A 12,439-nucleotide genomic window follows, 5' to 3' on the forward strand; every position below is an offset into this window, starting at 1 on the left:
TAGTGGCCGAATCCCAACCACCCGACAAGGAGCCAATGATGCAGCCGCGTATGGAAAACCCCGCGATCATCATCCCCGAAGCCTCTCAGCCCATCCAGGATCTGTACCTGGCCAGCAAGCTGGGCGGTGTTCCGGAGACGACGCTGGGCCTCGTCCACCTGCGCGCGAGCCAGATCAACGGCGACAGCTTCTGTGTGTCCGGTGACGCGCAGCGCGCGAAGGAGGCCGGTCTGAGCGAGCAGAAGCTGCTCGCGGTGGGCGCCTGGCGGGACACTCCCTTCTTCACCGACGCCGAGCGGGTCGCGCTGGCGCTGGCCGAGGCCGGCACCCGCCTCGCCGACCGCAGCGACCCGCTGCCGGACGAGCTGTGGCAGGAGGCCACCAAGCACTACAGCGAGAAGGAGCTGGCTTCCATCCTGCTGACGATCGCCGTGACCAACCTGTTCAGCAGGCTCAACGTCACGACTCGTCAGCTCGCCGGAAGCCGGGAGTGGGACCGGTAGGCCGCTCGCGACAGGGCCGGCGGCCACTTTTTTCACCTGCGACCGCGAATCCGGTCACACTCCTGCCGCCCCCTTCGTCATACAGGCGAGGGTCGGGGCCCATCCAGAGCGGCCACCGCACCAGCCGCGGTGAAAAGTCCCCCGTTCCGCGGTCGGTGCGGTGGTCCATCTGAGTCAGGCACCGCCCCGGGCCACCGGAACGGCCGCTGCCCCGTGACCCGCCATCAGGCGGGAACGGGGCAGCGGCCGTTCCGGTGCCGTCGTTTCAGGCGCGCGGCTGGGCCTTGGCGGCCTCGATGAACGCCCGGAAGAGTCCCACGGTGTCCTCGCCCAGTTCACCGTGCGCCTGAAGTCCCGCCAGGAACGGCGCCGACGGGTCCTCGGCCTCCGCTCCCTCGATGATGCCGTCGTCCGACCAGGCGGTGGCCACCAGTCCGGCACCGAGCTTGTCGATGCCCTGGTGGTGGTGGCAGTACACGGTCGGTGACGTCCCGAGCGCGCCGCCCAGCACGGAGTCGGGCTTCACCTGGATGGTGCGCGGCTCGTAGCGGCCGGGGACGGCGGGGGAGTGCTCGGGCAGGTGCTGGTTGAGCGTGCCGCCCCGGGAGATGGAGATCAGCTGCAGGCCCCGGCACACGGCAAGCACGGGGATGCCCCGCCGCTCCGCCACGGCCAGCGCGGCCAGCTCGGCCGCGTCCCGCGCCCGGTGCGGCGGGAAGGTGAACTTCTCCCGCTCGGCGCCGTACAGCGCCGGGTCGATGTCCGCCCCACCGCTCATCAGCAGGGCGTCCACCCGCTCCATCACGGACTCGACCGCCTCCACGACGGGAGGCAGCAGCACCGGCGCCCCACCCGCCTGCGCCACCTTGTCCAGGTACGGCTGGGGGAGCAACGTGACCGCCACGTCGCCCCAGATGTTCCAGTTCACTGTCGTCGCGTCGGCGGTCACCGCCACCACGGGTCGCGTCATCGTGCTGCCGTCCCTCTCCTCGGAAGCCGGCCCGTCTCAGGCCGGGCACACAGTGCATCGCAGCGCACTGGACAAGGAGTCGAGTCCGACCGGGCCCCGACGGCCGTACGCGGACACCGTGGGCGAACCTGTCACCAGAGACGCCACCCACCGGGCCCGCGCCCCTGCGAACCGGAGCTTTCGCCGGGCGGTTGACAAGAACGACGAAACCCCACTCCTGCGGGGAGCAGCGGGGTGAACCGTTCCGGGTTTGGTCGAGACTCTAGGTCGTGACGGTGACCTGGGGCTTCGTGGCTTCTCGGTAGTAGGTGGTCTCGAATTCGACGGGCGGGACGTGCCCGATCTCATCCAGGTGGCCGACCCGGCGGGCCTGGTCAATCTGACCGACGACAACTGCGGATCCACCTGCGGCGTTTGTGCGAAACGGAAGAAGATTCCCTGGTGAGGCAACGGTCTCGGCTTCGTATGGACTCTTTTGAGCATCTAGGAGGGAGGTGCTCATGGGGGTTCGACAGCAGGTCGGGGACCGAGAGTTCCACGATTTCGTCGTCGGTTGCTGGCCGCGCCTGATGCGTACGGCATTTCTGCTCACGGGTGAGCAGCACGCTGCGGAGGATCTGGTCCAGTCGACGCTGGAGCAGGTCTATGTGGCCTGGCACAGGATCGCCTTGGCCGACGCCCCTGAGGCGTATGTGCGACGAGTGATGATCAACGCGCATGCCCGCAGATATCGAAGAAAGCTGCGGGAGTTCCTGTTGCCCAGGAGCGGGGACGCGGGCCTGACACACGAGGTGGCCGACACCGGTGACCGGATCGCCCAGGCCGACGACCGTCACACGCTGCTGAAGGCGCTGGCCCAATTGCCGGCACGGCAGCGGGAAGCAGTGGTCCTACGTTACTGGGAGGACCTCACTGAGACACAGACGGCCGAGGCGATGGGCTGTTCGGTCGGCACGGTGAAGAGCAACGCAGCCAAGGGAATCGCGAAGCTGCGCGCCGTTTCGGGACTGGCGGAGAAAGTGACGCAGGGAGGACGAACGTGAAGAGCGCGGACTGGGAGACGAGCCACAACATGACACAGCACGACATCGCCTTCCTGCTGGCCGAAGCCGCCGACGAGGTGAGGATCGGCACAGCCCCCGCCCAGGCGTTGATTCGCGGCGGCCGTCGCCGCAGGGCCCGTCGCTGGGCGGTCGTGGCGACCACCACCCTGGTTGTGGCCGGCTCCACGGGGGCTCTGGCACTGAACGGGCTGCCCGGTGACGGGGAACGAGGGGTGTCGTCGGCGAGTCAGCCGGTCGCCAGCGCGGAGGCATCCGAGCCGCACATGCGGACGACCCTGGCGAGCGGCACCGACGCGGGAGTGCCGTGGAGGGTGTACATCGACGTGTGGAAGGCTCCGGCGGACACGGCGGAGGCCCAGGCCACCCTGGCGGCCATGGCGAAGTTCGGCGAGCACCCGCAGGACGTCTCCGCAGCCTCCGAACTGGTGGGCAAGGTCGCGCACTTCGTGTACCGGGTCACCGGTGAAGAGGCGAAGGCCACTCAGATCGGGGACTTGGTGCTAACCGAGGACGACGTCCTGACCGGCGGCGAGTACGGGACCGTCTCGCTCCCGCTGCTCCCAGGGGACGACACGGCCGCCCCGCGCCTGGTGTTTGGCCAGGTCGCCAAGACCGCCCGGGAGGTCACCTGCACCTGGAAGGACGGCACGTCTACCAAGGTCGGCCGTACGTCCGCGGACACCGAGGCGAACGCCGACGTTCCGGTCATCCACAGCCTCAAGCACTCCCCCTACGACTGGTTCGCCATCCTGGCGCCGAAGTCCACCGAGTTGGAGGGGACCAAGGTCACGAAGTAGATCAAGCGGGAGACTAAGCTAGACCGTGTCTTACCGAGTGGATCTGGTGGTGGACCGGTTCGCCATGGCCTGACACACCGCCCGGCGGGCACGCGGGGCCCGAGGGCCCCGCCTCTGCCTGCCTGCGGCAACGCTTCCGGTCACTCGCACCCGCACGGCGCAGCCGCAGAACGCCTGGCCCCGCACCCCAGGCGACAGCATCCACCCCGGTAGGGAGTAGGAGACCATGCCTGGGGGCGGCAACGCCGTCAGGCGAAGAGGTTGTACACCTGGTGCCCGTAGAAGACCGTCGGCACGTTGGAGCGAACGGCGAACGGCGTACGCGGGGCCCCTGTGGCGCGGTGGAGGAATGGGGAGGTCGGATTGTCCCGATTGACTCCGTACAGGTCGGGCCGGTCGTCGAGGTTGGCGTCACCGATGTTGACCAGGTGACTGTAGGTGTTCCAGCCGCCTCCGATACGGGTTCGCGGGGCGAAGTGGCCGTTGCCGTAACCGAGGTAGAGCCAGAGGACACCGGAGCGGTCGCGGGCGACGAGGTCTCCTGCGGGGGCACCGGCGATGTCGCCGACTGCGAGGATCTGGTTGTACGTACCCCATCCGCCGGTGCCGATCTTCACCCGCTTCTCGAAGGGGCCCTTGTAGTTTCCGGTGCCGCGGTAGAGCCACAGAGCACCGGACTTGTCGGTGGCGACGAGGTCGGCCCGGCCGTCGCCGTTCAGATCGCTGCCGCCGGTCAGCTGGACGTAGGTGTTCCAGCCGCCTCCGACCCTGATGCGAGAAGCGAAGGGGGCCTTGCTGTCGCCCGTGCCCAGGTAGAGGTACAGCACGCCGTCGCGGTCGCGGGCCACCACATCGTCCACGGGGGCGCCGCCGAGGTTGCCGGATGCCTCGATACGGTCGTAGGCGTTCCAACCCCCTCCGACGAGCGTCTGGGGGTTCTGGTAGAGCTCGTCGTAGGACTCGTAGGTGGTGTCGGAGAGCCACAGCCGCCCGGCCGTGTCCCGCTCGAGGATGTCGGGCTGGCCGTCACTGTCGTAGTCGTGCGCGCCGGACTTGCGTTTGACCGTGAACGATCCGGAAGCGGACAGGTCGGGGCCGATGCCGTTGCGCGGCTTGACGTCGATGCGCCAGGTGTAGTTGCCCGCCGAGGCCGGTGTGTAGAAGTCCGGGTCGTTGTGCCACGCGAGTTCGCCGTCCCAGTCGAAGGAGAAACTGTGCAGGTCGTCGGCGCTCGCGTACGGGCGCAGCGTTTCCTGCTTCGTCTCGCCGGTGTACGTGTTGCGCAGGGTGACGTTCACCAGCACGTTGAGCCGAGACAGTCGCCATTCGAACCGGGCGGGGACAGGAGCGTCGAGGTCGATCACCTCAGGGACCGAGTCGCCGAGGAATGTGACTCCCACCGACTCCCCACTGCTCGCCGCCCGGGTGGCGACCGGGGCTCCCGCAGACCCCATCGCGATCCGGTACAGGCCCTCACCGCCGCTGACCGTGCCGCCGCTCGCGTACAGGGTGCCGTCGGGGGCTGTGGCCACTTCGCCCGTGTGGTCGAGTAGCTTGCGAGTGGCGTTCGTGGTGAGGTTGCGGGCCGTGAGGGCGTACAGCGGGTTCGGGTCGTCCTGCCAGGCCAGGTCGCTGTTCACGCCGTAGGTGATCCAGTTGTCCACCAGCCCGACCGCCACGGTGTCGCGCACCTTGCCGAGTACGGTGCTCCGGTCGGGACCGGGGTTCGTGCCGCGGGCGGTGACGACTACGCGGTCCGTACCGGCGTCGTCCGTCTCGTGCCAGGCCACGTACGTGTCGGACACGGCGACGGAGTCGGAGGCCGACCGCATGTCGTGGCGCTGGACCACGGCGGCAGTCGCCAGGTCGACCAGCGCCCACTGCCAGGTGCGCGATGTCTGGTAGACCAGCACCGCGTGCTCGGGGGTGGCCGCGGCCAGCGTCGCCTCCTTGGCGTCCAGGGGCAGGCCGGTCACCAGGCGCTTCGTCACCGGCCCGGCGTCGGGCTTCTCCTGCAGCTGCACTTCCTGAGTGGTAGCGCTGTTCCAGCGTCGTACGAAGTACTTGAAGCAGACACACCCGGCCAAGCGGCCCCCCGCGCTGTCAGGAGAGATCGACACCGATCATTGCGTGCTCATGTCACGAAGCTCGGTGATCTTCAGGGTGCTCTCCCAATGCTCGACCTCGACCACGTCCGAGGCCAGCGTGGGGGAAACGGAGGCATCCACGTACTCGCCGGCCCAGGACTTCGCCTTCACCACGCTCGTTGAGCCGTCGGCGAAGTTGGTCCACAGGGGCGTGCCCTGGTCGTGCACCAGGAACCCACTCGACCCGACACTGTTCAGCCGGCTCCTGCTCACGCTCGGATAGGGAACCTGAGCCTCGGTGGCTTCCGCGACTGTGACCGGCGTGGACAAGGGCACCGACGTGGGCGCCGCCACGGCATGGCCGCCGACCAGGGCCACCGCGAGGACAGTGCCGATCGCGGCGGTGAGTCTCAGCCCCCAGACATGAGAACGGTGCAACGTACAGTCCCTCCCCAGCAAGAACCGCGGCAAGGACGCATGCACGCGGCGGCTCGCGTGACGACGATTGGTCCCCACCCCCGCGTCGCTCACGCGATGATCAGCCCGGACGATAGCAGCGCACACCGACAGCGAGCGATACGCGGTGTACGTGCGACAGGGAACCAGTCAGCCATCGCGCTGGAGTTCCGCACTGGCCGTCCTGCCGTCACTCAGTACCGGCTGGGAGCGTCGGCGCTCGCCCATCTCGGGACTATCACGCCGTGATAGTTGCCCCGCTGCTGAACTCGCGGAGAAACGATCCGACTCCAGAATCGGATCGCTTCACGGCACGGCCCTTCAGCCGCCGACGGCTCGCAGGTGACGTCCAGCCTGCCCCCGGTCCTCGAACAGGGCCGGGTTGAGCCGGTAGTGCTTGACGCTTCCCACGCTCCCGGTCACCTCCAGCCAACCCGCTTCGAGCAGTTCCTTGCGGGTCCGAGACAGCACGGGCGGGGTCATTCCCGCTGTGGCGGCCAGTGTGCTGGCCTTGATCATCACCGTTCCGTCGGGACGCTGTTCCGAGGATGCGTAGAGCATGACGACGATGCGCTGGTTCGGGCTGAGGACGCGCCCTGTCTTCTTCAGCAAGTACTGCACGTCTGTCGCGTCGTGAATCCTCATCAGGCTTCGCCCTTCTTCCCACGCCGACGGACACGGGGCTCACGCACCTTGGTCTCCGGAGGGTTCCAGTCCTTCACGGCTTCGCGGTGGGCGAAGCCGGTACCGATAAATGCCAGGTAGGGCGTGCACCTGTAGAAGGTGGTCCGCCCGAGCCCGCCTGCCTCGACAAGCAGCCGAGCCTGACGCGTGATTCTCGTAATGGGTGTCACCGGGAACATAGGACGTAGGTGATCAACTTCGTCGCACTCCTCGTCATAGCGCTTGCCTGTCTGGCCTACGCCGTGGGCCTGGTCGTCCAACGCCGAACCAACAAGAAGGGCACCTCATGAACGAACTGAGCAGACGCCGCGTGCTCGGCGCGGCCGGTACCTTGGCCGGAGCCGCCGCCCTTGGTCTCCCAGCCACCACCCCGACCGCGGCCGCCGCCCCGCCCGGACCAGACAGCGACCACCTGGCGCGGTTCGCGCTCGGCCAACGGCTGGAAGGTCCTCGCCCAGACCGAGTCCCACCCCATCGAGGGTAGCGGCCGGTCCGTACACCTGGCGGGCGGTGAAGCCGCGACGCTCCTTGTTGCACGTCGCCCGCCGGTTCCCCTACGAGATCGACCAGCTCCGCGCGGACGACGTGACGGGCCACCGCACTTCCCGCACGGTCCGTCAACCCCACGAGTCGAATTACCTCTCGGGAACAGCGATCGCGATCCGGCCATACGCCTACCCGCTCGGTGTGAAGGGTGGGCTGTACCCGCACGAGCTGGTCCTGGTGCGGGACATCCTGGCCGAACTGGACGGTGCCGTCGCCTGGGGCGATGACTTCGACACGCCGCAGGATTTCGAAGTCGCTCTGGGACCCAACCACCCCAAGGTGCGGGTCGTTTCTCGCAAGCTCAGGACCTGGCGGGACACCCCAGGCCTGGGGGCAGGGGCAGTCAACGCATTTCCATAAACTCGCAGGTCAAGCAGTCTGCTCCCAGCACCCGCGGGGATGGTCCCTTCGGCGCGGCGAAGACCTATTCGTCGGTGTCCTGCTCCCCGCACCCGCGGGGTTGCCCCCTCACAGCAACGAGCTGCTCAACCTCCGACGCCGCCGCCGCACAGAAGCCCTCCGCCCCGCCCCGAGCCCCGGTCAGCGAACGGCACGGAGCATCACGGTGAGGACCGGCGACGCCGGTGACGGCTGGCTCTGCCCGATGTCCTCGTAGCCCCATGACCGATAGAGCGCGTGGACCTTTCCGTCCCCGGCGGCCGGGTTGACCATGAGTGTGACGAACGGTTCGTCGCGCGTGGCGAGGAGGGCGTCGTGGATGCGCCGGGCGGTGCCGGTCTTGCGCCAGGCCGGCCGGACGCCGATCTCCTTAAGGGCCACGGCCGGACGTTCGGTGTACGTGTCCGCTGGTGCTGGACTGGTGCGCTGCCAGTAGCGGTCGCCTTGTTCGATGGTGTTGGCGTAGGCGTAGCCGACCGGGTGCTCGTCCGCGTAGGCGAGGACGGCCGTGAAGCCCGGTTCGCCGCCGTGTCGGTCCAGGCGCTCGCCGAACGCGGTGACCGCGTAGTTCGGCAGGTGGAGGAGCGGGGCGCGCACATCGGCGTAGACGTCGAGGAGGTCGCCGCGGGCGGTGTCGAGGGTGGTGAACGTGCGCAGTTCGATGGCGGGCGCCGTGGTCATGCGGCCATCCTCCAGGAGGCGGTGTGCTCGGTCCAGGTCTGCACGGTGGAGCTACGGGGCGCGGTGGCGCGCAGCGCGGCCCCGAACTCCTGCAACATGCGCGTGACCCGGGCGTGCTGGGTGGCTGAGTCGGCGGGGACCTTCATCGCGGTGGCCGTGGCGGCGTCGGCGGCGCCCTGCGCGAGCTGGGCGTGCGCGAGGCGAGTCGTGGTGATGGCCCGGGACCGGACCATGTGGGGCCGCAGGGCGGACAGGCAGCGGTGGGCGTGGTACTCGGCGGTCGGGTAGTCGCCGAGCGCCAGGTGGGCGGACAGGGCCAGGGAGTGCAGCTCGGCCTGGTCGTAGAAGGCGAGCATCCACACGGGCCGGTAGTCGCCGGGGTCGGCACGCAGCATGGCGTCCTGGGCCTGGTCGAACGCGCGGCGGGTGCCGGTGCGGTCGTGCGCCGCGCCGTGGATCGCCGCCTGCCGGGCCATGCCGAGGGACGCGAACATCGGGTCGCGGCGTGTGATGTGCAGGTTGCGGGCGACGTCGTTGGCGGCGAACGCGTCGGCGGGCCGGCCCATGTGGCGGTACATCGTGCCCGTGTGGCTCCAGATGCGCCGCAGCGCAATCAGGTCGCGGTCGTCGTCATCGAGGAAGAAGAACCGCTCCAGCTCCGGGCGCGTCGGCGCCTGGGTGAACGTCCCGTACGCCTCGGCCTGCTCATCAGTCAGAAACTCCACCGGCACGAAGCGGACCGTAGCCAGCACCAACAGCCGCCCGGCGACCTTTCCACGAACCCCAGCGGCAGCCGCATCCCCTGTGCTAGCCAGCCATGATCAATCTCAACGGCACTTTCTGTACCACAACTACTCACACCCGGACAAGAACGACGAAACCCCACTCCTGCGGGGAGCAGTGGGGTTCGGTCGTGCCCCGCGAAGCTGATCACGGGTACCGTTCTGGTGTCGAAGCAGAACAGGAGCCAGTATGCACGCTCTGCCCGAAGACCACACCGGCGTGCGCATGAGGCGCCTGCGCCTTGAACGCCACCTCACCCAGCGGGCCGTTTCGGACCTTTCCGAAGTCCCTTACAGCACGTACACGAAGACCGAGCAAGGCGTCATACCCGCGACCCCGCACGTCATCGCCGCCGTCGCCCGGGCCCTGCGAGTCGACGTGGCAACCGTCATGGGGCAGCCGTACGCGGCCGAACTGCGTGCCGACGAGCTTGACGTGCTGATAAGGCCGGTTCGTGAGGCGCTCGACGTCTACGACCTCGGTCCTGATCCGGACGTTCGCCCCCGAGGGCTTGACGAGTTGCGCGAGGATGCCGAGTCGCTGTGCGCAGCCGTACGAGCCGGAGAGATCAAGCAGGTGACGAGCAATGTCGCCGGCCTGATCGTGGAGGCGACGACAGCGGCTCACACGCTCGGAAACAGCGAAGGGTGGACGGTCCTCGCCTCGTTCTACCGCACGGCGTACGACGTTACGGCGAAGCTCGGGTTCCACGACCTGGCCCAGTTGGCGCTGGCGCGGCTTGACTGGGCCGCGCAACGCGGCTCGAATGCGGTCCTCAGCGGCATGCAGCAGTACATGCGGGCGCTGACGTACCTGAGGGAAGGGAAGTACCGGACGGGGCAGAGGCTCGTGAGCCTGGGTCTGTCGACGCTTCAGCAGGCCGACGAGTCGACGGGACGGAAAGTCGTCACGGGCCAGTTGCACCTCGGAGCATCGGTCATGTCCGGTCGGGCGCACGATCGGGACCAGGCGCTCGCGCACCTCGGCGAGGCCGAGCGGATCGCCGCAGCGACAGGGGAGTCGGTCAAGGTGCACTGGCTGGCCTTCGGCCCGACGAATGTCAAGGTGCACCGCGTCTCTGTACTCGCCGAACTCGACGAGTACGGAAAGGCGGTCGAGGCAACGGCAGGCCTGACCATCCCGAAGGATTGGCCGAAGTCGAGGGCCTCTCACCACTATGCCGAGGTCGCTCGGGCGCAGATGTGGACGGGCAAGGTCGAGGAGTCGTTCCGGAGCCTGCTGATCGCACGGAAGACGGCGCCGCAGCAGGCGCGGTACCACCCGACGGTGCGAGAGACGTACGCCGGGCTTGAAGCAGCGCACCGCAAACTGCCCGAATCATTTCTTTCGTTCGGCTCGTGGCTGGGCGCCGGGCACTAGCGTGTGACGCCGGGTAAGACGTTGGCCCCGACTATCAATAAGTCGTGATAGTTGGGGCCTTGCTGCGTCCGCACCATGTCGTGACTGGCCTCTCGACATGGAGCCGACCATGACGAACAACGCTTACCGGACCCGTGGCGCACCCGTCGACGCGCCCTCGGCCGGTGCTCCCCTGCTGCCCCCGTTACGCAGCCCTTCACTCCTGCTGTCGGCTCCGTCCGCCCGGAGGAGGACGTGATGACGACGACAGCCCACAGCAGACTCCGCCTCGAAAATCGCCACGGCAAAGTCGCCCCGGCCCCGGGAAAGGGGCACGGCGATGAGTAGGCCCGCGATGACCGTGCCGCCCCGGACGGACTACGGCCGCCGGGAAGCGGCGCAGCGGTGGCTCTTACGAGCGGCGACAGACGTTCCGACCGCGCTCGGGCAGTGGGGCAGCGGCCCCGCCGTGCTCGTCGCCGGCCGTGGCTGGGATGCGGTGCGCGTGCCGTACGAGGCCCTCGACCCGGCCTTCGACGCCGGCACCGACCCGACGACACTGCGCACCTGCTTGTCCCGTCTGCGTCTGATCGGCCCCGCCTTCTGCGACCCGCGGCGCGCGAACTTGTACTTCCTGGTGCAGGCTCGCACGGACCGGCAGTGGCCGCACGAGGAGCTGTCGCCGGTCGATGTGGTGTGCTTCGGCGGCACCGGGCCGTACGCCCACCACATCGGCGTGCCGCGCGTCGACCGTACGGAGCCACCTGGACTTTTCTGGCTCGTGCCGCTCGACCGCGTCGGTTACCGGCACGTCGACGCCGCGCACCTGCTCGGCGTGGTGCGTGCGCGTCGCCAGGCCGTGCCCGAGCTCGTGCCGGGCACCGGCCGGTGAGCGCGCCGGTCGCCGTGCAGCCGTTGGTGCCGGCGGACGAGACGATGCTGACGACCGTCCTGGACGCGATGCGGCGGTGGACGCCCCTCGACGGGGAAGCGCTGCTCGACGACGTCGGCGTGGTGCTTGACGACAGCGCCCCGTGCGAGGGCGACGTCGAGGAAATCGGCGAGCGCCTGCGCGGGCACCTGATGCGGCTCGTCGCGATCACCACGGCGGCCAGGACGGACGATGTCGAGACCGGCCGGATGATCCTTCGCGCCCGCGAGGTACGCGCCGAGGACATGCCAGGTGACTACTGGCGGGCCGTGAGCCGTCTGCGCCGTATGGCGTGGACCGTCAATGAACTGCTGGAACACCTGGGCGCCATCCGGTGCCTGAAGGAGTACGCGTGATCAAGTTCCCCAGTCCCGTGGCCAGTATGGGCGAGCGGGGCGTGATTCCGTTCGTCACCCAGCGCAAGGGGGAGGAGGCGGCACCGGCCAATCTCGTCATCCTCCGGCACCGGGTCGGCATGAGCCGACGGCTGTACTACAGGGATGAGGACGTCCGGGACCGGCCGGTACGCGGTGTGCTGTGGGCGCGCTGCTCCTTCAGCATGGACGGGCACGGGATGCCGACGGGAGAGCCGCAGTGGCGCTTCATGCACCCGTACCGGCAGATGGCCACGATGCTCGCCGGCCGGTGCCAGGTCTGCACGCGGCCCGCGAAGACCCCGCGCGGCTACATCTTCATGGCCGGGCCGAAGGACGAGGACCCGGAGCAGCCGTCGATCCTGACGCATCAGCCTCCGGTCTGCGCGCGCCACGTCCGCGCGGTGGCGAAGCTCTGCCCGCACATGGAGGAAAACCCGACGCTGTTCCTCGCCCGCAGCGCCCCGCTGTACGGGGTGCTGGGCAGTGTGTACGGACGCGGGCCGCGTGGCTACGCCGACGTCGTATCGACACCGTCCGAGCCGGTGAAGTTCGGGGATCCGCTGACACGGCTACTGCTCGGTTCACAGCTTGTACGGCGGCTGTCGGATTTCCGTGTGCTGGAGATGGACCAGTTGCTCGCCGAGCTGGAGGCCGCCGCATAAGCCGCGGTCCGGTGGCTCATGCGACCGCGCGACTTCCGACGCGGCAAGCCCCCGCGGTCGTCCTCGACGGCCTGTGGCTCACCACCCGGGAGTACGAAGCCGAGGGGGCCGCCCCGCTCACCCCGCCCCCCCTGCTCACC

General features: G+C 68.8%; 15 protein-coding genes and 1 pseudogene. 10 read left to right on the forward strand and 6 right to left on the reverse strand.

The genetic code is table 11. The features are described from left to right. Nucleotides 1–38 precede the first annotated feature (38 nt). A complete protein-coding gene (locus KUM32_RS09425) occupies nucleotides 39–503 on the forward strand; it encodes a carboxymuconolactone decarboxylase family protein (protein WP_217141377.1) in 465 nt (154 codons plus the stop codon). A gap of 265 nt (nucleotides 504–768) precedes the next feature. On the opposite strand, the gene KUM32_RS09430 is transcribed toward KUM32_RS09425, so the two are convergent. Then, complete coding sequence (locus tag KUM32_RS09430) at nucleotides 769–1,473, reverse strand: gamma-glutamyl-gamma-aminobutyrate hydrolase family protein (RefSeq protein WP_254405276.1); 705 nt, start codon at nucleotides 1,471–1,473, stop codon at nucleotides 769–771. Between the two features lie 250 nt (nucleotides 1,474–1,723). On the opposite strand from KUM32_RS09430, the gene KUM32_RS09435 reads away from it, so the two are divergent. Genes KUM32_RS09435 through KUM32_RS09445 form a run of 3 tightly spaced genes read left to right on the forward strand, consistent with a single transcriptional unit; the run spans nucleotide 1,724 to nucleotide 3,334 of the window. Beyond that, nucleotides 1,724–1,918, forward strand: a complete 195-nt coding sequence (locus KUM32_RS09435; RefSeq protein ID WP_217141383.1) for a hypothetical protein — start codon at nucleotides 1,724–1,726, stop codon at nucleotides 1,916–1,918. Nucleotides 1,919–1,973: 55 nt separating this feature from the next. Continuing rightward, on the forward strand, nucleotides 1,974–2,516 hold the full coding sequence (locus KUM32_RS09440; RefSeq protein ID WP_217141368.1) for a SigE family RNA polymerase sigma factor: 543 nt from the start codon (nucleotides 1,974–1,976) through the stop codon (nucleotides 2,514–2,516). Then, nucleotides 2,513–3,334: a hypothetical protein gene (locus tag KUM32_RS09445; protein ID WP_308408624.1), complete on the forward strand. Its 822-nt coding sequence runs from the start codon at nucleotides 2,513–2,515 to the stop codon at nucleotides 3,332–3,334. The genes KUM32_RS09440 and KUM32_RS09445 overlap by 4 nt, the downstream gene beginning before the upstream one ends. Before the next feature lie 248 nt (nucleotides 3,335–3,582). On the opposite strand, the gene KUM32_RS09450 is transcribed toward KUM32_RS09445, so the two are convergent. The 3 genes from KUM32_RS09450 to KUM32_RS09460 all read right to left on the reverse strand — a co-directional run bounded on the left by KUM32_RS09450 (nucleotide 3,583) and on the right by KUM32_RS09460 (nucleotide 6,522). Beyond that, nucleotides 3,583–5,358, reverse strand: coding sequence for a VCBS repeat-containing protein (locus KUM32_RS09450; RefSeq protein ID WP_217141369.1), 1,776 nt, complete (start codon nucleotides 5,356–5,358; stop codon nucleotides 3,583–3,585). A 99-nt stretch (nucleotides 5,359–5,457) separates the two neighbouring features. Beyond that, nucleotides 5,458–5,799, reverse strand: coding sequence for a hypothetical protein (locus KUM32_RS09455; RefSeq protein ID WP_217141370.1), 342 nt, complete (start codon nucleotides 5,797–5,799; stop codon nucleotides 5,458–5,460). 399 nt (nucleotides 5,800–6,198) lie between these two features. Then, nucleotides 6,199–6,522 carry a replication initiation protein, RepL2 gene (locus tag KUM32_RS09460; RefSeq protein ID WP_254405277.1) on the reverse strand — a complete coding sequence of 108 codons (324 nt, stop codon included), beginning with the start codon at nucleotides 6,520–6,522 and terminating at the stop codon, nucleotides 6,199–6,201. A gap of 227 nt (nucleotides 6,523–6,749) precedes the next feature. Here KUM32_RS09460 and KUM32_RS09465 point away from each other — a divergent pair, with 227 nt between their 5' ends. Next, nucleotides 6,750–6,851 carry an immunity 49 family protein gene (locus KUM32_RS09465; protein ID WP_217141371.1) on the forward strand — a complete coding sequence of 34 codons (102 nt, stop codon included), beginning with the start codon at nucleotides 6,750–6,752 and terminating at the stop codon, nucleotides 6,849–6,851. A 220-nt stretch (nucleotides 6,852–7,071) separates the two neighbouring features. Beyond that, nucleotides 7,072–7,467, forward strand: coding sequence for a hypothetical protein (locus KUM32_RS43345; protein ID WP_254405278.1), 396 nt, complete (start codon nucleotides 7,072–7,074; stop codon nucleotides 7,465–7,467). A gap of 180 nt (nucleotides 7,468–7,647) precedes the next feature. Here KUM32_RS43345 and KUM32_RS09475 read toward each other — a convergent pair whose 3' ends face one another. Together KUM32_RS09475 and KUM32_RS45225 are read right to left on the reverse strand one after the other, a co-directional pair. Next, nucleotides 7,648–8,187 carry a GNAT family N-acetyltransferase gene (locus KUM32_RS09475; protein WP_217141372.1) on the reverse strand — a complete coding sequence of 180 codons (540 nt, stop codon included), beginning with the start codon at nucleotides 8,185–8,187 and terminating at the stop codon, nucleotides 7,648–7,650. 587 nt (nucleotides 8,188–8,774) lie between these two features. After that, nucleotides 8,775–8,918: pseudogene (locus tag KUM32_RS45225) on the reverse strand (DUF4158 domain-containing protein); the annotation flags it as partial. A 241-nt stretch (nucleotides 8,919–9,159) separates the two neighbouring features. On the opposite strand from KUM32_RS45225, the gene KUM32_RS09485 reads away from it, so the two are divergent. The 4 genes from KUM32_RS09485 (at nucleotide 9,160) to KUM32_RS09500 (ending at nucleotide 12,299) form a co-directional block, all read left to right on the forward strand. Then, the gene (locus KUM32_RS09485) at nucleotides 9,160–10,350 is read left to right on the forward strand and encodes a helix-turn-helix domain-containing protein (RefSeq protein ID WP_217141374.1); all 1,191 of its coding nucleotides are present in this window, start codon (nucleotides 9,160–9,162) and stop codon (nucleotides 10,348–10,350) included. A gap of 319 nt (nucleotides 10,351–10,669) precedes the next feature. Then, on the forward strand, nucleotides 10,670–11,221 hold the full coding sequence (locus KUM32_RS09490; RefSeq protein ID WP_217141375.1) for a hypothetical protein: 552 nt from the start codon (nucleotides 10,670–10,672) through the stop codon (nucleotides 11,219–11,221). Next, nucleotides 11,218–11,616, forward strand: a complete 399-nt coding sequence (locus KUM32_RS09495; protein WP_308408625.1) for a DUF6415 family natural product biosynthesis protein — start codon at nucleotides 11,218–11,220, stop codon at nucleotides 11,614–11,616. Before KUM32_RS09490 ends, KUM32_RS09495 begins: the two co-directional genes overlap by 4 nt. Continuing rightward, a complete protein-coding gene (locus KUM32_RS09500) occupies nucleotides 11,613–12,299 on the forward strand; it encodes a hypothetical protein (RefSeq protein WP_308408626.1) in 687 nt (228 codons plus the stop codon). The genes KUM32_RS09495 and KUM32_RS09500 overlap by 4 nt, the downstream gene beginning before the upstream one ends. Nucleotides 12,300–12,439: the final 140 nt, after the last annotated feature.

Source organism: Streptomyces sp. AC627_RSS907 (genome assembly GCF_019049165.1).

Coding starts and splice junctions, on each gene's coding strand:
- KUM32_RS09425 (WP_217141377.1), top strand. CDS start 39: ATGCAGCCGCGTATGGAAAACCCCGCGATCATCATCCCCGAAGCCTCT.
- KUM32_RS09430 (WP_254405276.1), bottom strand. CDS start 1,473: ATGACGCGACCCGTGGTGGCGGTGACCGCCGACGCGACGACAGTGAAC.
- KUM32_RS09440 (WP_217141368.1), top strand. CDS start 1,974: ATGGGGGTTCGACAGCAGGTCGGGGACCGAGAGTTCCACGATTTCGTC.
- KUM32_RS09460 (WP_254405277.1), bottom strand. CDS start 6,522: ATGAGGATTCACGACGCGACAGACGTGCAGTACTTGCTGAAGAAGACA.
- KUM32_RS09475 (WP_217141372.1), bottom strand. CDS start 8,187: ATGACCACGGCGCCCGCCATCGAACTGCGCACGTTCACCACCCTCGAC.
- KUM32_RS09485 (WP_217141374.1), top strand. CDS start 9,160: ATGCACGCTCTGCCCGAAGACCACACCGGCGTGCGCATGAGGCGCCTG.
- KUM32_RS09490 (WP_217141375.1), top strand. CDS start 10,670: ATGAGTAGGCCCGCGATGACCGTGCCGCCCCGGACGGACTACGGCCGC.